The sequence below is a fragment of the Streptomyces canus genome (genome assembly GCF_041435015.1).
GTDB classification, from domain to species: domain Bacteria; phylum Actinomycetota; class Actinomycetes; order Streptomycetales; family Streptomycetaceae; genus Streptomyces; species Streptomyces canus_G.
In genome coordinates this window covers 2,513,635-2,533,979 of sequence record NZ_CP107989.1, presented here as the reverse complement: position 1 = coordinate 2,533,979, position 20,345 = coordinate 2,513,635, and the positions used below count along the sequence as shown (strand labels likewise).

The window sequence follows — 20,345 nt, the reverse complement described above, 5'->3', positions numbered from 1 at the left end:
TGCATAGGGACACCTGAGTGGCTCCTGCACGCCTGTGTGACCGGCGCCAACTTCGGCGAGACTACAGCCTCTTCGGACAGCGCTTGCCGCCGCCCTGAGTCAAGAATCCGTTACAACCCGCGCTGCACCCGGCGTGCCGGTTTCGCTCTTCCTTCACAACCGACCATGGGTTGGTGCCAATTGTGACCAGGCCGGTCTTGACTGACCGAGAACGGGCTGGATTGGATCAGTGCGAGGGCTTCCCCCTCGAACGTCCTTGAACCACCTTGCATCCCCCTGAGTTCCGGAACGGGAATCGTGACTTTTACCGCCGCACACCGCAGGTCCATCAGGAAGAACCCCGGCGTGGCCGCTGTCGCGCTCGCCGCCGCCACGGTCCTGCTGGCGGGATGCGGGTCCTCCGACGACACCTCCGACCCGTTGAGCGAGGACACGGCGGGGGCCGGCAACGGCGACACCGTCGTCGTCGGCTCCAACAACTTCGCCGAGAGCATCCTGCTCGCCGACATCTACGGTGAAGCCCTGAAGGCCAAGGGCATCAAGGTCACCTACAAGCCCAACATCGGCAGCCGCGAGACCACTTACGGCCTGCTGAAGAACGGCTCCATCACCGTCCTGCCCGAGTACAACGGCTCGCTGCTCGCCTACCTGGACAAGGATGCCAAGCAGGAGTCGACGCAGGCCGTGGACGCCGCGGCCAAGGCCAAGCTCGACTCCAAGCTGACGCTGCTGGACTCGGCGCCGGCGGAGGACAAGGACTCGGTCACGGTCAACGCGGCCACCGCGAAGAAGTACAACCTCACCACCGAATCCACACTCGCCGACCTCAAGGACATCGCCCCGGACCTGGTCATAGGCGGTTCGCCGGAGTTCCAGACCCGGCAGCAGGGTCTGCTGGGCCTGGAGTCCGTGTACGGCCTGAAGTTCGAGTCCTTCAAGGCACTCGACGCGGGCGGTCCGCTGACCCAGGCGGCGCTGAAGAAGAACACCGTGCAGGCCGCGGACATCTTCACGACCGACCCGACCATCATCAAGGAGAAGTTCGTCGTCCTCCAGGACCCGAAGAACCTCTTCGGCTTCGCGAACGTGACTCCGCTGGTCTACAAGTCCGGCCTCTCCTCGGAGGGCGTCGCCGCGCTCAACGCCGTCTCGGCCAAGCTGGACACCAAGGCACTCCTCGAGATGGACCTCCAGGTCCAGCTGGAGAGCAAGGACCCGCTGGACGTGGCGAAGGCGTGGCTGAAGACGAACAGCCTGGGCTGACCTCGGTCGAGAACCGGCGCGGGTGGCCTCCCCCACGGGGGAGGCCACTTCCCTGGAGGGCCCGCGCCGGTCCGGACGTGGCCTTGCTCGACCCCGGCGCGGGCGACTTCGGGTTCGGCGCCCACCCCGCCGGGTCCGAGCGATGCGCACCGTCCGCGGCAACGCCCCGCTGTCCGGCGGCACCGGTGTCCACCCCGACGTCGTGACCGCGCGAAATCCCCACCGGCTCGCAGGTCAGATTCCGAGTTCCGCCCGGACCCGGGCCGCGGCGCCCACCGCCACCGCGTCCCCGCCGAGCAGTGACGGCACCACCCGTACCGGATGCCCGCTGACCGGCGGTTCGGTGGCCAGGGCCCGCAGGATCGACGGTTCGAGGAGCGTCCAGGCGCGGCCGACGCCCCCGCCGATCACCACGGTGGTGACATCCAGCAGGCCCGCCGTGACCAGGAGCGCGCGAGCGACGGCGGCGCCCGCGTCCTCGTACACGGCGAGCGCGTCCGCGTCGGAGGCCTCCGCCACGTCGCGCGCGCTCAGCGCCCGCCCGGTCCGCTCCCCGTACCGCGCCGCGATCGCCCGCCCCGACGCCAGCGTCTCCAGATGGCCGCGCCCGCCGCATGTGCACGGCAGGTCGCCGAAGCCCGGGATGTGCCCGATCTCGCCCGCCGCGCCGTGCGGCCCGCCGTAGAGCGCGCCGTCCAGCCACAGCGCCCCGCCGACCCCGGTGCCGAGGGTCATCCCGAGCACATCGCGCTCGCCCGCCACCGCCCCGGCCGTCGCCTCGCCGCGCAGGAACGCGTTGACGTCGTTGTCGAGAAACGCCGGCACCCCGAGCGCCTCCTCGAACGCCGCCGTGACCGCGAACCCGGCCCAGTCCCGGAACGAGTCGCTGGCCACCAGGATCCGCCCCTCCCGCACGTCCACGACACCCGCGGCCCCGACCCCGACCCCGAGCAGCCGTACGCCCGTACGGTCGAGCAGCAGTCGTACGGCGTCCAGCGCGGCGCCGACCATCGCGTCCCCGCCGACGGACGCGGGCGTGGGCACCTCCAGTCGGTCGACAACCGTCAAGTCATCGGCGAACAAAGCCACTTGTGTGCTCGTACCGCCGATGTCGACCCCGGCGACCGCCTTCACGCGGTGACCCCGGCCCGCTGCTCGGCGCGCCGCCGCCGCTGCACCACCGGATCCGGCACGGGTACGGCCGCGATGAGCCGCCGGGTGTACTCGGTCTCCGGGCGCAGCAGCGTGGACATGGTCGGCCCCTGCTCCTCGACCCGCCCGTCCCGCATGACGACGACCCGCTGCGCGAACTCCTGCACGACCGCCAGGTCGTGGGAGACGAAGAGGCAGGCGAACCCCAACTCCCGCTGCAACTCGGCGATCACCTCCAGCACGGTCCGCTGCACGCTCACATCCAGCGCGCTCGTCGGCTCGTCCGCGACCAGCAGCCGGGGTTCGAGGACCAGCGCCCGGGCGAGACTCACCCGCTGCCGCTGACCACCGGACAGCTCACGCGGCCCCCGACCCGCCAACTCCCTTGGCAGCCTCACAAGTTCGAGCACCTCCGCGACCCGGTCCCGCCGTTCGGCCCCCGACATCCCCCTGCGGTGCACCCTGAGGGGCTCCGCCACGCACTCGGCCACACTCATCCGCGCGTCCAGCGAGGCCACCGGGTCCTGGAGCACCACACCCACACCGGACAGGAGCGCCCGCCGCTTCCGGCCCCGGACGCGGCCCAGGTCGGCCCCGAACAGGGACACCGAGCCGGAGGCGGGCGCGACGAGCCCGAGTGCGACCCTGGCCGCGGTCGACTTGCCCGACCCGGACTCGCCCACGAGCCCGACGGTTTCTCCGGGACGGACGTCGAGAAGGACGCCGTCCAGGGCCTGGACCCGTCCGAACCGCACGGACACGTCCCGGAGTCGCACCACCGGGGGCTCTTCGGCCGGGGGTGCGTCCTCGCCGCTGAACCTCAGCCGCGGCACCGCCGCAAGGAGCCCCCGCGTGTACTCGTGCTCGGGCCGCAACAGCACGTCCTCCACGGGCCCCGTCTCCACGACCTCGCCCCGCAGCATGACGGCGACCCGGTCCGCGAAGTCCGCGACCACGCCCATGTTGTGCGTGACGAGCAGGACGCCGGTGCCCGAGTCGGCCGCCAACCGCCGCAGCAGATCCAGGATCTCGGCCTGCACGGTGACGTCGAGCGCGGTGGTCGGCTCGTCCGCGATCAGCAGACCGGGCGAGTTGGCGATCGCCATGGCGATGACGACCCGCTGCCGCTGCCCGCCCGACAGCTGGAACGGGAACGCCGAGGCCCGCCGCTCCGGCTCGGGAATCCCGACGCGGCGCAGGAGCTCGACCGCCTCACGGGCGGCCTCCGACCGGGAGACGTCCCGGTGGTTGCGTACGACTTCCGCGATCTGGGCGCCGACCCGGGTCAGCGGATCGAGGGCGGTGGCCGGTTCCTGGAAGACCATGGAGGCGGTCCGCCCCCGCAGCCGGGCGAGCGAGGCCTCCGCGGCACCGACGATCTCCGTCCCGTCGACCGAGACCCGCCCCGAGGCGCGCGCGGTGCCCGGCAGCAGCCCCATGGCGGCGAGCGCCACCGTCGACTTCCCGGACCCGGACTCGCCGACGAGGGCGAGTGTCTCGCCCGGCCGGACGTGCAGCGACACGCCACGGACGGCCGGTACGTCACCCGTCTCCGTGGAGAAGGTCACCCCGAGGTCCTCGATGGTCAGGATGTTCACGCGCGTCCCCTCACGTCGAAGGCGTCCCGCAGCCCGTCGCCGATCGCGTTGAACGCGCACACGACGAGGATGATCGCGAGGCCCGGCGGAACGATCAGCCACCAGCGCCCCGAGTACGCGGCCGTCAGCCCGGCCGACAGCATGCCGCCCCAGTCGGTCTTCGGCGGCTGTACACCGAGCCCGAGATACGACACATAGGCGATGAGCAGGATCGCGTCGGCGATCTGGAAGGTGGCCGCGACGACGATCGTGGACACCGAGTTGGGCAGGATGTGCCGGCGGATGGCCCGCCCGTGCGTGCCGCCGGTCGCCCGTAGGGTCAGCACATAGTCCCGGTTCTTCAGCGTGAGCGTCTCGGCCCGCACGAGTCGGGAGGGCACCAGCCAGGACACCAGCCCGAGCACGACGATCAGCCCGAGCGTGCCGGGACTGGTGATGGCGGACACGACCAGCAGGATGAACAGGGCGGGGATGGCGATGCCCGCGTCGACGACCCGCATCATCACGGCGTCCACCCAGCCGCCCGCATACCCCGCGATGGCCCCCCACAGCGTCCCGATGACGGTCGCGAGCACCCCGGCCGCCAGCCCCACCAGCAGCGACACCTGACCGCCGTACATGAGCCGCCCGAGCTGGTCGTGTCCGACGGCGTCGGTACCGAGCCAATGGGAGCCACTGGGTGCGAGGTTGACCTGCGTGAGGTCGGTGTGGGTCTGATCGGTGGAGTACACGAGGGGGCCGATGAAGCAGAAGGCCAGGAAGAGGACGACCACCGCGAGTCCAGCCACAGCAAGCCGATTGCGCGCGAAGCGTGCCTTCAGGGGCGCGGGGCTGCGTCTCTTTGCGGCTCCGCCACGGGGCGCGATCAGCCCCCACCGGCCCGCGCTTTGAACACTCACGCCCGCCCCTCCTTCACCCGAGGATCCACAACCCGCTGCACGACATCCGCGAGCAAGGTCCCCACAACAGTCGCCACCGAGATCACCAGCACACACCCCAACAGCACCGGATAGTCCGACGACTGGGCCGCGGACCAGAACAACAGGCCCATCCCCGGGTAGTTGAACAACTGCTCCACCACCAGCGCGCCCCCGAACAGCACCGGCACGTAGTACCCGAGCATCGCCACCACCGGCGTCAGCGAGTTACGGAAAACGTGCCGGAAGAGCACGGCGTACTGCCCCGCACCCCCCGCCCGAGCGGTCCGCACATAGTCCTCGGAGAGGTTCTCCAGCGTCGCGCCCCGCATATAGCGGCTGAACACGGCAACCATGGACGCGGCCCCGGTGACCACGGGCAGCACCAGCCCCGCAGGATCGGCCAACACCTGCCCCAACGTGTCCCCTTGGGGGGCCTGGGAGGGAAACCACCGAAGCGTCTGCGTGAACAGCAGAATCAGCAGCAGCCCCAGGAAATACACCGGCGTCGAATACGCGACGAAGCTCAGCGTGGTGATGACGTAGTCGGTCGGCTTGTTCCGCCGCACCGCCTGCCACATGCCCAACGGCACCGCCAGCACCAGCCCGACGACAGCCGACAACACCGTCAACACCAGCGTCTTCGGCAACCGTTGCTCGATCAGCCGAGAGACCGCTTCGTTCAGCGTGTACGACGTCCCGAGATCCCCCTGCACCAACTCGCGCAGATACAGGACGTACTGCACGGGCAGGGACCGATCGAGCCCCTGCTCGTGATTGAAGGCGGCGATCTGCCCGGCCGTCGCCTGCGGCCGGAGGATCCCGCGCGCGGGACCCCCGGGCAGCGCGTGCAGCAGGCAGAAGACCACGATCGTGACGATCAGGATCACGGCGAGGGCCTGAAGAAGCCGACGGACGAGATAGAGGACCGTGTCCACTAGCCGATCCACTTCCACTGCGCCGGGTGGAAGTTGGCCAGCGAGTCCTGGGAGAAGCCGCCGAGCCCGTTCTTGACGACGGAGATCTGGTAGTCCGGCTCGGGCAGCCAGATGACCGGCAGGTCCTTCGCGAGGGCCGCGCTGTAGTCCTGGATGGCCTGGTTCGAACTCGACGTCGTGGAGGCGGAGACGAGCTTGTCGACGTCCGGGTTCGCGTAGTTGCCGAAGTTGGATCCGCCGCCGGTCTGGAACAGCGAGTCACCGGTCGGGAAGGCGTTGAAGTACCAGCTGCCCGCCGTGCCGAAGAAACTCAGCTGCCACTTGCAGATCGACTGCCTCGACGTGCACTGCGGGGTCTGCGAGAGCACCGAGTTGACCGGAGCGGTCTTGATGGAGAACTTGATGCCGGTCTTCGCGAGCGAGGACTGGATCGCGCTCATCATGTTGTCGGTGACCGCGGAGCCGGACTGCGAGAGCACCTGCATCTCGAACTTCGTGCCCTTGGCGACGCCCTCACCGCACTTCGCCGGCTCGGAGCAGGTCATGACCCCGCCCTGCTCGGTCCAACCGTGGCTGGTCAGCAGGGACTTGGCGGTGTCGTTCGAGAAGGGGTACGGGTTGTCCTTCTGCACCGACGACAGGAAGTCCGAGGCCTGTCCCTGCGGGATGGGGCCGTAGCCGGGTACCGCCGTCCCGTTGAAGACGACCTTCGCGAGACTTGCCTGGTCGATGGAGTGCTGGATGGCCTGACGGGCGTAGAGCTGCTTGAACACGGCGCCCATCGCCGGGTTGTTGAAGTTGTACGGCATGTAGGTGATCGCCCAGCCCGACCACGGCTCCACCTTGAAGCCCTGTGCGGTGAAGCTGTCCTTCTGGTCGAGGTCGGTCGCCTCGATGTAGCCGTAGTCGACGCTGCCCGAGCGCAGGGCGTTCTTCTCGGCGTCGGCGGTGGTGAAGGGGAGCAGGTTCACCGTGGGGATGTTCGCCTTCTCGCCGCCGTCGTACTTCGTGTTGGCGGCGAGGACCACCTTGCCGGCCGTGGAGAAGGACTTGACGGAGTAGGGGCCGCTGATGGTCTTCCACAGCGGGTTCGAGGCGTACCCGGAGATGTTCTTCGCCGCGTCGTTGAGGTACGTCCAGGCCTGCTTGGCGTCCCGGCCGCCGGCCCAGGCGTGCTGCGGGAGCGGGGTGATGGAGTTCAGCTCGTTGGCGAGCATCCACTGCGGGTTGTAGGCCTTGTCGAAGGCGATCGTGAAGTGGCGGGCGTCGACCGTCTTGAAGGACGTCCAGTTGTCCGGCGCCTTGCCGGGGTTGTAGCCCGCCCACGCGGTCTTGTTCGCCTTGATGAGGTCGAACCAGAACTTCACGTCCGCCGAGGTGATCGGCTTCCCGTCGCTCCAGTGCCGGTCGCCCAGGGTGATCGTCACGCTCTTGTTGTCCGCGGCGAACGTGGCGTCCGTGGCGACCGAACCGGCTTTGTTCCAGCCGATCTTGCCGGTCGAGCCGTCGTAGGCGATCAGCGGCTCCCACATCGTGTTCGCGATGGAGATGTTGTTGGTGTTGAGGTGCGCCGCGGTGCCGATCGGCAGGATCCAGTTCGGGGTGAAGTTCGCGGGCAGCGCGTAGTTGATCGTGTCGTGCGAGGACGACGACGTGCCGCTCGACCCCGAACAGGCGGTGAGCAACAGGGTGCCCGCGCTGAGGGCGGCGGCACCGGCGAGGAGTCTCGTGCGGGCAGGGGGCATGGCGTGCTCCTGGGACCAGGGAGGTGGAAGCGGGGGTGGGCCAAGTGAACGCCCCCTCTGTTGGAAGAAATAGGCGTGCCGCTGTAAAAAGCCTGTTTCTGCTGTTCTGAAAAAAGCACGGAGAGGGCTTTCGGGCCTACGCTCGACGCCTGGGCCGTCGAATTCGGGAGTAACTTCGACCATGCTTGAAAAAAGTCCGCCACCGCATCGCCGGCACGGCTCCGGCTTCTCCTCGCTCGCCGAGGGCGTCCTCGAACTTCTCGCCTCCGGGCAGGCGTCGACCCGTACGGAACTCGCCGCACTGCTCGGCGCAGCGCCCTCGACCGTGTCCTTCGCGGTCGGCCAGTTGCTGGCGCACGGCCTGGTCGCCGAGGAGGGCACCCGGTCCTCCACCGGCGGGCGGCCGCGCAAGGTGCTGCGGCTCGGCGGCAGCGACGGATACGCGGTCGCGGCCGACCTCGGCGGGAAGCACGCGCATGTCGGGGTCGTACACCCCGGGGGCGGCCTCACCGACGTCTCGACCGTGCCGTTCGCCACGGCGGACGGGCCGGAGGCCGCGCTGCCCGGCCTGGCGGACACGCTCCAGACGCTGATCGACCGGCACGGCCGGGAGCAGCTGCGGGGCGTCGGTCTGTGCCTGCCGGGCCCGGTCGACGTCGAGCCGGGCCTCGTCACCCTTCCGGCGCGCATGCCCGGCTGGAACCGCTTCCCCGTGCGGGACTGGTTCGAGGAGCGCTTCGCCGTCCCGGTGGCCGTGGAGAACGACGCCAACTGCATGGCCGTGGGCGAGCACAGTGTCCGGCCCGTCGAACGCCGGCAGTCGATCATGGTGAAGGTGGGCTCCGGGATCGGGGCGGGCGTCATCGCGGACGGGCGGCTGTACCGGGGCGCGACCGGAGGGGCGGGGGAGATCACCCACGTCCGCGTCGAGGCCGCCCAGGACACCCCCTGCTCCTGCGGCAACACCGGCTGTCTGGAGACGGTCGCCTCGGGCGCGGCACTGGTCAGGATCCTGCGGGAACGGGGTCTGCCGGTGGCGAGCACCGAGGACGTCGTACGCCTCGCCCTCGACGCCGACCCCGAAGCGACCCGCGCGGTCCGCCAGGCCGGCCGCTACCTCGGCCAGGTCCTCGCCGCCAACGTCAACTTCTTCAACCCCGACGCCGTGTACCTGGGCGGGATCCTCTCCACGCTGGAGCCGTTCGTCGCGGCCGTGCGAAGTCAGCTGTACGAGGGCTGCCATCCGCTGGTGACCCAGCACCTGGTGATCGAGCGGACCTCGTTGGGCGCCGATGCCGGGTTGGCGGGGGCAGGCCAGTTCGCGCTGCAGCGGGCGCTGGCGCAGGCGATGAAGACGGTCACTGGGGGCTTGTAGGGGCGCGACCAGCCACGACGAACTCGCAGACACCAACGGACCTGGAGCAACCGTGCCTTCATCCCTCCCCGTAATCGCCATCGCAGGCCTCGGCATCGAATCCTCGACCTTCTCCCCGGCCCGCACGCAAGCCTCCGCCTTCCACCCCCTGCGCGGTGCGGACGTCCTCACCCGCTATCCCTTCCTGGCCCCGGGTCAGCCGCTGCGCGAGGCAGCGGACTGGCGAGGCACCCTCGTCGGCAAGGCACTGCCCGGCGGTACGGTGACGGCGGCCGCCTACGCCGAGCTGACCCGTGAACTACTCGACCGTCTCCGGGGACTGGGCCCCGTCGACGGCCTCTGGTACGACATCCACGGCGCGATGACCGTCGAGGGTCTGGACGACGCCGAAGCCGAACTCCTGCGTCGCATACGGGAGATCACCGGCCCCGACACGATCATCTCCGCCTCCATGGACCTGCACGGCAACGTCTCGCGGGAACTGGCTCACCGCACCGACCTGATCACCTGTTACCGCATGGCCCCGCACGAGGACGCGATGGAGACGAAGGAGCGGGCCGCCCGCAACCTCGTGCACCACCTCACGACCGGCGCCCCCCGCCCGGTCAAGGCCTGGATCCCGGTCCCCGTACTCCTGGCCGGTGAGCAGACCTCCACCCGGATCGAGCCGGCGAAGAGCGTCTACGCCGCCGTGGCGGAGGTGGAGGCGGCCGACGGAGTGACGGACGCGGCGATCTGGGTCGGTTACGCGTGGGCGGACGAGCCCCGCAACCGGGCCGCGGTCGTCGTCACGGGCTCCTCCGCGGACGCGGTGACGACCGGTGCCGAACGGCTGGCCCGCGGCTTCTGGAAGGCCCGCCACGACTTCGACTTCGTGGCCCCGACCGGCACGCTCGAGGAGTGCCTGGACGCGGCGCTGGCCTCGCGGAAGCGGCCGTACTTCATCAGCGACACCGGCGACAACCCGACAGCGGGCGGCGCCGGTGATGTCACCTGGGGGCTCCAACAGGTGCTGGCCCGCCCGGAGTTCCAGGATCCCTCGGGCCCGGTGGTCATCTACGCCTCGCTCCCGGGCCCGGCCGCCGTCGACACGGCCGTGCAGGCCGGCGTCGGTGCCACGGTCACCGTGACCGCGGGTGCCGAGGTCGACGACCGTCACGCGGGCCCGCTCACGCTGACCGGTGTGGTCCACGCGATCCGGCACGGTGACCAGCACGCGGTGACCGAGGCGGTGCTGCGGGTGGGAAGCGTGTACGTGATCCTGACGCGCCTGAGAAAGCCGTACCACTGTGAACACGACTTCACCGACCTGGAGTTGGCGCCGCGTGAGGCGGATCTCGTCCTCGTCAAGATCGGGTATCTGGAGCCCGAGCTGTTCGCGATGGCCGCCGACTGGAAGATGGCCCTCACCCCGGGCGGCGTCGACCAGGACCTGCCGCGCCTCGGCCACCGGCGTATCCGCCGGCCGATGTTCCCCTTCGACCGCGAGCTGCCCGGCCCGGACCTCAGGGCTCAGGTGATCCCGTCCTCGGACGAGGAGTTGACCGGGCCCGACGAGTGAGGTGCCGTCAGTCGACCGCCGCGGCGATCAGCAGGTCCAGGAGGGTGATCAGCACGTCCCGGGACGACTCGCGTCGCCGCGCGTCGCACAACATCACCGGGACGCCCTCCGGGAGGGCGAGGGATTCCCTGATGTCCTCGGCCGGGTACGGGTGTTGGCCGTCGAAGCCGTTCACGGCGACGACGAAGGGGATGCGCCGGCGTTCGAAGAAGTCCACGGCGGCGAAGCTGGATTCCGGGCGCCGGACGTCGATGAGGACGACCGCGCCCAGGGCACCGACGGCGAGGTCGTTCCACATGAACCAGAACCGCTGCTGGCCCGGGGTGCCGAAGAGGTAGAGCACGAGTTCGTCGCTGATGGTGATCCGGCCGAAGTCCATGGCCACGGTGGTGGCCCGCTTCTGCTCGATCCCGGCGAGGTCGTCGACGCCCAGGCCCGCGACGGTGAGGGGTTCCTCCGTGCGCAGCGGGGCGATCTCGCTGACCGACCCGACCATGGTGGTCTTGCCGACCCCGAAGCCCCCGGCGATGAGGATCTTGACGGTGTCGGGTGCGGTGGGAGTACCGGCTGTCTCGGTGGCGAGCGGGTCAGAGCCGGCCAAGGCCTTCCCTCACTTTCTGCAACAGGTCCAGGTCCGGGGAGCGGGGCGAGACGGGACGTGGCGGGTGCGCGGTGATGAGGCCCGCCTCCAGCAGATCGCAGAGCATGATCACGACCACGCTGACCGGGAGGTCGAGCAGCGCGGCCAGCTCCGCCACGGCGACGGGGCGGGCGCACCGGCGCAGGATGCGGGTCTGCTCGGCCTGCGGGCGGGGGGCGAGTTCCGGTGGCGGGTCCACCGCGGTCACCGTGGTGATGAGGGTGAAATCGGCACGGCTGGGCCGCGTCCTTCCGCCGGTCAGGGCGAACGGTCGCACCAGCCTGGCCGCCGCGTCGCTGTCGGTCACCTCACCCGCCGGTGGGGCCGATGCCGGCCCGTGGTGCTGCGCTGAGGTGCTCGCCGATCTTCTTCACCAGCATGTTCATCTGGTACGCCACGACGCCGACGTCGGCGTTCGGGCCGGTGAGCACGACGAGGTGGGCGCCGGGCCCCGCGGAGGTGAGGATCAGGAAACTGTTGGCCATCTCGATGAGCGCCTGGCGCACCGGGCCGCCCCGGAAGTCCATGCTGACGCCCTTGCTCAGGCTCATCAGACCGGACGCGGTCGCTGCCAGCCGCTCGGCGTCGTCGCGCAGGAACCCGGTGGACTTGCTGACGACCAGTCCGTCCTCCGAGAGCACGACAGCCTGCGTCACGTCGGCGACCCGCTCCACGAGTCCGGTGAGCAGCTGGTCCAGCTGGGTGTGCGTGGCGGGGGTGGGGCGTGTCATGGCGTGTCCTTCATGAGCGATCGATACGGGGACTACGAGCGACGACGGCCGCGTCCTGCGGGGCAGCGGGGGGTGCGGGTTCGGCGGGGGCCGTGATTTCGGGGGTGCCGGGCCGGGACTCGTCTTCGTGGGGGGTGTGCTGGTCGGCGTTCGGGGCCTGGGGGGTGCCGGGCTGGGGGTCGTCGGCGGGGGCTGCTTTCTCGGGGGTGCCGAGCGGGGACTGGCCTTCGTGGGGGGTGTGCTGGTCGGCGTTCGGGGCCTGGGGGGTGCCGGGCTGGGGGTCGTCGGCGGGGGCTGCTTTCTCGGGGGTGCCGAGCGGGGACTGGTCTTCGTGGGTGGTGTGGTGGGTGGCGTCCGGGGCCTTGGATGTGCCGGGTTGGTGGTTGTGGTCGACGGGGGCCGTTCTTTCGGGGGTGCCGGGCGGGGGGTCGTCGGCGGTGGTGTGGTGGGCGGCGTTCGGGGTCTTTCGGGGGCGGGGCTGATGGTTGTGGTCGGCGGGGGCCGTTTCTTCGGGGCTACGACGCTGGGGATCGTCGGCGGGAGCGTCCGGGCTGCCCGGAGCACTGGGCAGACTGTGCCGATCGGTGGGGGGTGTTTCCCCGGCGGGGGCAGAGTTCGCCGGGGCGCCGGGCAACCCGTCCCCGGGGGTGCCGAGCGGGTCGGTCCCGTCGCCGGTCGCCGTGGTCGTGCTCTCCAGGGTGTCGAGGACGTCGTCCTCGTCCCGGGCGCGGAGCGTCCCGCGCTGGAATCCGGCGAGCGAGGAGGCCGCGTGGTCCGCGGTGAACTCGTCGGCGTCCTCCTGCTCGCCGACGGCCGGGGCGTCCTCCCTCAACTCGACGGCCAGACTGGTCTGCGGCACCCGCCGGGGGAGAGGCGCGAGCCCGTCCGGGCGGGCGGTACCCACCGGACGCGACGCGCTGATGGATCCTGACGAGCGCGCGGGGGCCGCCGCGCCTTGAGCGCCGGTCGCGGTCTCGGAAGTGCCCGCTGAGGTGAATCCTGACGAGTTCGCCGGGGCTGCCGTGCCTTGTGTGCCGGCCGTGGCCCCCGACACGCGGGTCCGGTCTCCCGGGCCCGCGCTGGTCGACGCACCGGCCGGGCCTCCCGCCTCCGCCGACCCCGGTGCACCGGCCAGGTCACCCGCCGTGCTCGTCGGCCCGCTCGCATCCGCACCAAGCCCCGTACGTGCCCAAGGACGTGCGCTCCCGGAGTCTGTCGGTCGGTCTCCGTCGGACCGACTCTCCACATGTCCCGGACCCGCCGAGGCCGCCCTACGTCCCGGCCCCGTCATGGCCCCCGCGCCGGCCGGTGCGACGGCTCCGACCAGGTTCTCCGGCTCGCTCTCCTCCCGTACGACGATCTCGTGCGGGATCAGCACGATCGCCGTCGTTCCGCCGTACGGCGAGGACCGCAGCGTCACCTGGACGCCGTGGCGGTTGGCGAGGCGGGCGATGACGAACATGCCCAGGCGGAGGTCGTCGGCGAGGGCGACGACGTCGAACTTGGGAGCTTGGGCCAAGTGGGCGTTGAAGGAGGCGTATTCGTCCTCCGACATGCCCAGGCCCCGGTCCTCGACCTCGACGGCAAGCCCCTTGGCGACCAGCCCCGCCCGCACCGAGACGGGACTCGGCGCGGGAGAGTACAGCGTGGCGTTCTCGATGAGCTCGGCCAGCAGGTGGATCACGTCCGCGACCGCGGGCGGGGCCAGGCAGACCTCCTCCTCCGTGCGCACCTCCACCCGCTGGTACTCGGCGACCTCACCCACCGCACTGCGCAGGATGTCGATCAGCGCGACCGGCTCGGTCCAGCTGCGCCGCGGCTGCCCGCCGCTGATGATGACCAGGTTCTCCTCGTACCGCCGCAACTGGCTGGCCGTGGAGTCCAGTTCGTACAGCCCCGACAGCACGTCCGGGTCCTGGTGCTCGCGCTCCAGCGTGTCCAGCCGGCTGAGCTGGAGGTTGACCAGGTTCTGGCTCTGCCGCGCGATCCCGAGGATCACCTTCTGGAATCCCCGCCGGGTGTCGGCGAGTTCGACGGCGGTCAGCACGGCCGTGCGCTGCGCCGCGTTGAACGCCTTGGCCACCTGCCCCAGTTCGTCCGAGCCGTAGTCCAACTCCGGTGCGGCCCGGTCCACATCGACCTTCTCGCCCCGGTCCAGCCGTGCGACCACGTCCGGCAGCCGCTCCTTGGCCAGGCTCAGCGTGGCCTCCCGCAGGCCGCGCAGCCGCCGGGACAGCGAACGGGTGATCCGCCAGGACATCACGAGGCACAGCAGCAGCGCGATGAGCCCGCCGGCACTGAGCGAGGCCGCCGTCAGGAGCTGCTCGTGCGCCTTGTCCGCGCTGCGGGTGAGCAGCCCGGACGTCTGCTGCCGGATCAGCGCGGTGTAGCGGACGGACACCCTGTCCATCGCCGGCGTCCACCGCTTGCGCAGGTCCGGCAGGGCCACCTTCCCCGTCCCGGCGGCCGGACGCGCGGCGAGCACCTGGTCCTCGACGGATGTCAGGGCCCGCCAGTCCGGGCTCGCCAGGATCCGCTCGGTCTGCGTCTTCGCGGTGCCGCTCAGCGCGGGAACGATCTGGTCCTCGACGAGCCACCGGCGCGTGTTCACCAGCTGGACCAACTGCTCCCAGGCCTTCTCGTCGAGATGCCCGGACGGCCAGGCCAGGGTGAGCGCCACATCCTCCTGCGAGGTCAGTTCCGCCGCGTGTTCGATGGCGACCAGCGGCCCGGCCTGCGAGGTGAGGTCGCCGTCGTCGACCTGCGAGAGCTGCTGGAAGGCGTGTATCTGGTCGTCGATGATCGACGTGTACTGGTCGAGCGCCTGCTGGGCGGTGATGTCGGTGGGGTGGTCCACCTGGTCGCGGTAGTACTCCAGGCTGCCCACCGAGCCGAGGACCGAGTACAGCTGGTCGGCGATGCGCGCGGGCGCCCGCTGGATCTCGTCGGACCGCCGGACGAGCTTGGCGACCGCCGCGTCCGTGGCCGCGCGTTTCTCGTCCAGGGCGGCCCGGGAACCGGGCACCTCGGCCAGCCAGGCGGCGGACAGCGCGCGTTCCCCCTGCAGCGCGAGGGTGGCCTCGGTGCCCATCGCGCCGGTCGACCGGCTGAGCTCGGTCTGCGAGCGCAGCCGTAGGCCCTCCGAGAACAACTGCGTGGTCGTCACGCCCCACACGGCGGCGAGGGTGACGCTGGGCACCAACGCCAGCATGATGAGGGAGAGACGTATGGAGCCGAGGCGGCGCCGGGCACCTGTCCGGTCGGGCATGGTCGTCCTTGGGCGGTCAGGGAGAGCGGAGTGGGGTGTTCGGAGGCGGGTTGTCGTTCCGAAGGGAGGTCACCTCGTGCCGGCCGCGGCGAACTTCGCGACCGCGGCGACGTTCGTCCGGGTGACGAACGCGGGCCCGGTGAGGACGGGAGCCACACCGCCCCCGCTGATGTTGCCGTTGGTCTTGTACAGCCACAGGGAGTCCACCGCGAGGTAGCCCTGCAGATACGGCTGCTGGTCGACCGCGAACTGTACGTTCCCGGCGCGGATCGCCTTGACCAGGTCGTTGTTGAGGTCGAAGGTGGCGACCTGGGCCTTGCTGTCGGCCGCCTTCACCGATCCCACGGCGTCCAGAGCGAACTGCGCGCCGAGGGTGACGACTTCGTCGATGCCGGGGTCCTGCCGCAGCCGGGCCGTGAGCACGGCGTCCACGGCCTCGGGGTCGGTGCCCTCCACGTACAGGTTCTCGGTCTCGCCGCGGAACGTCTTCTTCACGCCGGCGCAGCGGGCCTCCAGGGCGACGTTGCCCCGCTCGTGGATGACACACAGCGCGTGCTTGACCTTGAGGCCGTTCAGCTTGTCCCCGACGGCGGCGCCGGCCACGCTCTCGTCCTGGCCGAAGTACTCCAGCAGCCCCTGCGACGTCCAGGCGTCGATCCCGGAGTTGAGGCCCACCACCGGGATTCCCGCCGCCCGCGCCGCGGCCACCGGTGCCTTCATCGCGGCCGGCTTGGCCAGGGTGACCGCGATGCCGTCGACCCGGTCGCTGATCGCGTCGCGGACCAGCTGCGCCTGCCCGGCCGGGTCGGAGTCGTTCGCGTACGTCAGATCGACACCGTCCTTCACGGCGGCGACCGCGGCCCCCTTCCGCACGAGCTCCCAGTAGGCGTCACCCTCGCCGCCGTGGGTGATCAGGGCGACCTTCAGCCCTGCGGCGTCCGACCCCGCCGCGCCCCTGCCCGACCCGAGGGAGGAGTCGCCACCGGCGCCGGAGCAGCCGGCGAGCAGCAGGAGGGCTACGGAGGCGAGGGCGGCCACGCGCAGGGATCTCGAGGGAGTCCGAGGTGGGGGAGGAGTGTTCATGGGTGCGGCACCTCGCTGTGCGGCCGAGCAGGCGGAACGCGAAAGGGTGGCCGGAACGCGGGTGCGTCGGCCGGTTTAACCTTCACTGGCCAGGAGCCAACCGCGTGTGACCGCCGGTAGTCAAGTGATCAGCCCCTTGTAGTGGCTTCTCGGTTCCGCATCGTAATGATCTTCACGCCTGCGGGCAGGAGGAGGTGGCGGTAGCGGGGTGGCGTTCATGGCCCCGCGTCGTCCCCCGCCTCGCCCCCCGCGTCACGGCTTGCGCCCCACCACCTCCGTACATCGCGGTGTCCGCGTCCCGGATCACCTCGGTGCCCGAGCCGTCCGGGCACCAGCGACACGTCGCCGGCACGGGCCGCACCCCGCTGGTGGAGCCGGAGCTGTTCGCCCACCGGGCCTTCCCGGCCGCCCTGGTCGCCTGTCCCGGACCGAGCGGGCGGTCACCGTCAGTCGTACCAACCACCGGGTAGGCCAGCCTGGTGAGGGCCCGTCAGCCCCACCACCCGCAGGCCGGAGTCCGCGCACAGCCGCCGGTACCGCCGCGGGACCGCCTGCGCCGAGACGCCCGGCACCGCGGCGACCCGGCTGAACGGCACCCGCCCGTCGGTGCGCGGTGCGCGGTGCGCGGCGCGTGGAGCAGGCCGCGGTCGAGGGCATCGAGCAATGCCCCCATCCTCGCCCCTGTCCCCGCGCGGCCGCTGGCTATGATCACGTGAATGGGATCGGAACCGACCATCGTCGCCACCTCCGGAGGGCACCGCACCGGTGGTCGCACCATGGTGTCGTTCCACGCGCTGGTGCACCACGCCGTGGATCTGTCGGGCGCGCACGGCCGCAGGCCGCGCGTGATGTACGTCGGCACGGCCATCGGGGACGCCGAACACTTCACGGCACGCATGCACGAGGCGGCCCGGGTGGCCGGCTTCGACCTCACCCCGCTCCACCTCTTCCCCATGCCCAACCTGGAGGACGTCGAGGGCACCGTCCTCGAGCAGGACGTGGTGTGGGTCATGGGCGGCTCGGTGGCGAACCTGCTCGCCGTGTGGCGGGTGCACGGTCTCGACCGCGTGATGCGCAGGGCCTGGGAGGCCGGGGTGGTGCTCAGCGGGGTCAGCGCGGGCTCCCTGTGCTGGTTCGAGGGCGGCACCACCGACTCGTACGGCCCCGAACTCCGCCCGCTCACCGACGCGTTGGGCTTCCTGCCGTACGGAAACGGCGTGCACTACGACAGTGACCCGGGCCGTCGCCCCCTGGTCCACCGACTCGTCGCGGACGGCACCCTGCCCGTCACCCACTGCACGGACGACGGCGTGGGACTGGTCTACCGCGGCACCGAACTCGTCGAGGCCGTCACCGAGGTACCCGGAAAGGGCGCCTACGTCGTCACGCGCGACGGCGGGACGGCGGTCGAGGAACGCGTCGAACCGCGCAGGCTGCCCGGCGTCTGACGGGCTGTGCCTGCGCGGTCGGGGCCCTGGGAGAGCGGACGCGCGTTCCTGCGGAGGTGCGTGATCCCACGGACGGGTGCGGTCTGTGCGGGCCCGGCTACTGGGTGGCCTGCGGTAGGCCGGAGACCATCCTGGCCTGCGCCGGGTCGGCCGCGGGACCGGGCTGCCCCGGGTCGGTCGCCGCACCGGGTCGCTCCGCCCTCTGGGCCTGCTCGCGCCGCTCGTGGCGGCCCACCCGCTGGTCCTGGTCGGGCAGCCAGCCGAAGGTCAGGACGCTCCCCGCGACCCCCAGCAGGAGGCCGACCATGAAGCCGCCCAGGTTCGAGGTGACCCAGGTGGCCATGGAGATCAGGACGCCGGTGATCGAGTAGAACAGGCGCTGGTCGGGGCTGAAGAGGATCAGCAGTCCCAGCAGCACCATCAGGGTCGGCAGGAGGTAGCCCGCCACCCCCTGCATCCCCACGTGCAGGACGACCTTCACCGAGGCCTTCATCGTGAGCAGGATCCATGCCCCACCCAGGGTGAGCCACAGTCCGCCGAAGAAGGGGCGTCCGTACACCCAGCGGGTGAACGCGTCCTGGTCGGCCACAGGCCGCTGAGCGCCCTCCGACTCCTGCCCCTCCATCAGCAGGCCTTGCTGCTGAAGCTCAGCTTGAGGCCGGGCAGCTTGAAGACGCCCGCCGTGGTCGCGTAGTTGGTCTGCCGCAGGTTGTCGATGTACACGGTGTCGGCCTGCTGGCTGAAGACACCGAGGGGACCCTTCACGCCCGCCTTGGTGAGGGTGCTGGCGTCATTACCGATCTCGATGTTGCGGAAAGCGGCGTTACCGGACATCTCGGTCGAGTCCGTGGTCAGGTCGGTGGCCTCGACCTTCTTTTCCCCGGCGCCCGCCTCAATCTTCAGGTTGGTGCCGCCCAGGTCGACGCTCTGGCACAGCTTGGTGAGGGTCGCGCTCTTGATGGCGGAGGTGACGACCAGCACCTGGCCGCCGGTGTCGCCGGCGTTCGGGCTGTTGTCCGCCATGTTGTCGAGGCCGCCGAACTGCTCGAACCCGGTGCCCGTGAGCTCCGTCGCGGTGACCGTGAAGGGCATGCCGGAGATGGCGAACTGGACGCCCAGTGCACCCTCGGCGGTCAGGATCGCGAGACCCGCGGTGATCGCGACGGCCGGCACGGCCATGATCGCGGCCCGGCGTCCCCGGACCCGCCCGCGTCTGTGGCTGTCGGAGGCTTCAGGGGTGGAACCGCTTTCGGGGGTCTCGGAGATGGTGCCGACGGACGAGGCCATGTGCTGCTCCCAGGGGCATAGTCAACGCAAGTGGGGCTCACGTGCGGATGTGCGGCTTCAGTGGCGTGTTGTCCTGGCGCGGACAGCGACTGCGGCGCACGTCTCCCTCCCGACCCAGGCGGCTGCAAGGGCTTTCACGTACTCCGCAGTAGCGACACGGAAGTTACCGGCGGTTACGGTCATGGGTCAAGCAACTTGTGAGTAAAGGGTGTCGATTATGTGGCAGCCGTGATCAACAGCGTTCCCACCGGCGGGGAAATATCGGCGAACGATGATCAACTCCCTTGTTGCATCTTGACGTTGACGGATGATCAGGTCTACAACTCTCCCTGGCTTCCCTCGGATCCGTGGCGCCGGATCCAACCGTCGGGCGGCACCTGCCCGTATTCCCGGACCATCTGTCCTCACGGGCTCTTCACCGCCCGAGTCCGACCCTCCACGGCACCCGAAACGGTCACTTCCCCCCTGGGCCGTACCGGGATCGCCACCTCCCGCCCGGCCCGTCCGGAGCCCTCCCCCATGGGGTGTCCGGTCGGTCACCGGCCGGCTGCCGTTGCCGGTCCGTCACGTACGGAGAAGGCGTGACGGGTCGGCGACGGTGGACGCCGATCTGCGTCCGCGCCCCCCCACACCCACCCTCACCTCAGGAAAGAGGCAACCCCGCATGCGTATGCGTTCTCTGCTCTCCCTCACCGCCGCTGCCGCCGCCTTCGCGCTTCCCGTGGCCGTGGCCGCGTCCGCCCCCGCCGCCGCGGCCGACGGCGCGGTTCTCACCACCGGCGGGGCCGGCGGCACCAGCATCGCCGAGGGCACGGCCATCAGCGCGTCCCTGGCCACCGGAACCACCGCGACCCTCTACTCCAGCTCGACGGGCACCAGCGGGATCAGCTGCTCGGCCTCCACGTTCACCGCCACGGTCGACGGCAACCCGACCGCCCCGGGCACCGCCACCGAGTCCCTGACCGGGCAGACCTTCAGCAACTGCACCTCGAACGTGGTCGGCGTCCTCGGCGTCACCAGCATCACGGTGAACAACCTGCCGTACACCACCGCCGTGTCCTCCGACGGTTCCGTCGCCGTGACCCCGGCGAGCGGTACCGCCATCCAGACCACCGTCGTGCTGCGCACCCTGCTGGGCAGCGTCAGCTGTGTCTACCAGGCTGCGTCCGGCCTGGCGGGCACGGCCGACAACACCGACAACAGCATCAAGTTCGCCAACCAGCAGTTCACCCGGACGTCCGGTTCCTCGCTGTGCCCCGCCAACGGTTTCTGGAGCGCGAAGTACAGCCCGGTGACCGCGAGCGGCGAGGCGGTCTACGTCAACTGAACCCCGTAACCG

The 20,345-nt window shown here is 70.6% G+C and carries 16 protein-coding genes and 1 pseudogene; 5 read left to right on the top strand and 12 right to left on the bottom strand.

Annotation, left to right across the window (positions count from 1 at the left end):
* Positions 1–297 precede the first annotated feature (297 nt).
* The gene (locus OG841_RS11290; RefSeq protein WP_371564714.1) at positions 298–1,263 is read left to right on the top strand and encodes an ABC transporter substrate-binding protein; all 966 of its coding nucleotides are present in this window, start codon (positions 298–300) and stop codon (positions 1,261–1,263) included.
* Positions 1,264–1,497: 234 nt separating this feature from the next.
* On the opposite strand, the gene OG841_RS11285 is transcribed toward OG841_RS11290, so the two are convergent.
* The 5 genes from OG841_RS11285 to OG841_RS11265 are packed head-to-tail and all read right to left on the bottom strand — an operon-like array spanning position 1,498 to position 7,613.
* Entirely contained in the window at positions 1,498–2,397 is a 900-nt protein-coding gene (locus OG841_RS11285) for an ROK family protein (RefSeq protein ID WP_371564712.1), read from the bottom strand.
* Complete coding sequence (locus OG841_RS11280) at positions 2,394–4,013, bottom strand: ABC transporter ATP-binding protein (RefSeq protein ID WP_328641534.1); 1,620 nt, start codon at positions 4,011–4,013, stop codon at positions 2,394–2,396. Before OG841_RS11280 ends, OG841_RS11285 begins: the two co-directional genes overlap by 4 nt.
* Positions 4,010–4,882: an ABC transporter permease gene (locus OG841_RS11275; protein ID WP_328643683.1), complete on the bottom strand. Its 873-nt coding sequence runs from the start codon at positions 4,880–4,882 to the stop codon at positions 4,010–4,012. The genes OG841_RS11280 and OG841_RS11275 overlap by 4 nt, the downstream gene beginning before the upstream one ends.
* 26 nt (positions 4,883–4,908) lie before the next feature.
* Positions 4,909–5,868 (bottom strand): ABC transporter permease, encoded by a 960-nt coding sequence (locus OG841_RS11270; protein WP_371564708.1) that lies wholly within the window; start codon positions 5,866–5,868, stop codon positions 4,909–4,911.
* Positions 5,868–7,613: a peptide ABC transporter substrate-binding protein gene (locus OG841_RS11265; RefSeq protein WP_365115423.1), complete on the bottom strand. Its 1,746-nt coding sequence runs from the start codon at positions 7,611–7,613 to the stop codon at positions 5,868–5,870. Before OG841_RS11265 ends, OG841_RS11270 begins: the two co-directional genes overlap by 1 nt.
* A gap of 181 nt (positions 7,614–7,794) precedes the next feature.
* Between OG841_RS11265 and OG841_RS11260 the strand changes: the two genes are divergently transcribed.
* Entirely contained in the window at positions 7,795–8,988 is a 1,194-nt protein-coding gene (locus tag OG841_RS11260) for an ROK family transcriptional regulator (protein ID WP_371564705.1), read from the top strand.
* Positions 8,989–9,040: 52 nt separating this feature from the next.
* On the top strand, positions 9,041–10,549 hold the full coding sequence (locus OG841_RS11255) for a M81 family metallopeptidase (protein ID WP_371564703.1): 1,509 nt from the start codon (positions 9,041–9,043) through the stop codon (positions 10,547–10,549).
* 7 nt (positions 10,550–10,556) lie between these two features.
* Here the strand turns inward: OG841_RS11255 and OG841_RS11250 are convergent, their stop codons facing one another.
* The 5 genes and pseudogenes from OG841_RS11250 to OG841_RS11230 form a co-directional block, all read right to left on the bottom strand.
* On the bottom strand, positions 10,557–11,150 hold the full coding sequence (locus tag OG841_RS11250) for a GTP-binding protein (RefSeq protein ID WP_328641539.1): 594 nt from the start codon (positions 11,148–11,150) through the stop codon (positions 10,557–10,559).
* Positions 11,137–11,496 carry a DUF742 domain-containing protein gene (locus tag OG841_RS11245; protein WP_328641540.1) on the bottom strand — a complete coding sequence of 120 codons (360 nt, stop codon included), beginning with the start codon at positions 11,494–11,496 and terminating at the stop codon, positions 11,137–11,139. Before OG841_RS11245 ends, OG841_RS11250 begins: the two co-directional genes overlap by 14 nt.
* Before the next feature lies 1 nt (position 11,497).
* Positions 11,498–11,920, bottom strand: a complete 423-nt coding sequence (locus OG841_RS11240; RefSeq protein WP_030313681.1) for a roadblock/LC7 domain-containing protein — start codon at positions 11,918–11,920, stop codon at positions 11,498–11,500.
* A gap of 847 nt (positions 11,921–12,767) precedes the next feature.
* Positions 12,768–15,188 (bottom strand): annotated as a pseudogene (locus OG841_RS11235) (nitrate- and nitrite sensing domain-containing protein); the annotation flags it as partial.
* 69 nt (positions 15,189–15,257) lie between these two features.
* On the bottom strand, positions 15,258–16,271 hold the full coding sequence (locus OG841_RS11230) for a substrate-binding domain-containing protein (protein ID WP_328641542.1): 1,014 nt from the start codon (positions 16,269–16,271) through the stop codon (positions 15,258–15,260).
* Between the two features lie 716 nt (positions 16,272–16,987).
* Between OG841_RS11230 and OG841_RS11225 the strand changes: the two genes are divergently transcribed.
* Positions 16,988–17,719: a peptidase E gene (locus tag OG841_RS11225; protein ID WP_328641543.1), complete on the top strand. Its 732-nt coding sequence runs from the start codon at positions 16,988–16,990 to the stop codon at positions 17,717–17,719.
* A 97-nt stretch (positions 17,720–17,816) separates the two neighbouring features.
* On the opposite strand, the gene OG841_RS11220 is transcribed toward OG841_RS11225, so the two are convergent.
* Entirely contained in the window at positions 17,817–18,344 is a 528-nt protein-coding gene (locus tag OG841_RS11220; RefSeq protein WP_328641544.1) for a DUF6114 domain-containing protein, read from the bottom strand.
* Entirely contained in the window at positions 18,344–19,006 is a 663-nt protein-coding gene (locus OG841_RS11215; protein WP_328641545.1) for a DUF6230 family protein, read from the bottom strand. Before OG841_RS11215 ends, OG841_RS11220 begins: the two co-directional genes overlap by 1 nt.
* 664 nt (positions 19,007–19,670) lie before the next feature.
* Here OG841_RS11215 and OG841_RS11210 point away from each other — a divergent pair.
* Positions 19,671–20,333 (top strand): Tat pathway signal sequence domain protein, encoded by a 663-nt coding sequence (locus OG841_RS11210; protein ID WP_328641546.1) that lies wholly within the window; start codon positions 19,671–19,673, stop codon positions 20,331–20,333.
* Positions 20,334–20,345 lie beyond the last annotated feature (12 nt).

What these genes read in the sequence shown, in the direction of transcription:
- OG841_RS11265 (WP_365115423.1), bottom strand. Translation starts at nt 7,613, where the DNA reads ATGCCCCCTGCCCGCACGAGACTCCTCGCCGGTGCCGCCGCCCTCAGC.
- OG841_RS11260 (WP_371564705.1), top strand. Translation starts at nt 7,795, where the DNA reads ATGCTTGAAAAAAGTCCGCCACCGCATCGCCGGCACGGCTCCGGCTTC.
- OG841_RS11240 (WP_030313681.1), bottom strand. Translation starts at nt 11,920, where the DNA reads ATGACACGCCCCACCCCCGCCACGCACACCCAGCTGGACCAGCTGCTC.
- OG841_RS11230 (WP_328641542.1), bottom strand. Translation starts at nt 16,271, where the DNA reads ATGAACACTCCTCCCCCACCTCGGACTCCCTCGAGATCCCTGCGCGTG.
- OG841_RS11225 (WP_328641543.1), top strand. Translation starts at nt 16,988, where the DNA reads ATGGGATCGGAACCGACCATCGTCGCCACCTCCGGAGGGCACCGCACC.
- OG841_RS11220 (WP_328641544.1), bottom strand. Translation starts at nt 18,344, where the DNA reads ATGGAGGGGCAGGAGTCGGAGGGCGCTCAGCGGCCTGTGGCCGACCAG.
- OG841_RS11215 (WP_328641545.1), bottom strand. Translation starts at nt 19,006, where the DNA reads ATGGCCTCGTCCGTCGGCACCATCTCCGAGACCCCCGAAAGCGGTTCC.
- OG841_RS11210 (WP_328641546.1), top strand. Translation starts at nt 19,671, where the DNA reads ATGCGTATGCGTTCTCTGCTCTCCCTCACCGCCGCTGCCGCCGCCTTC.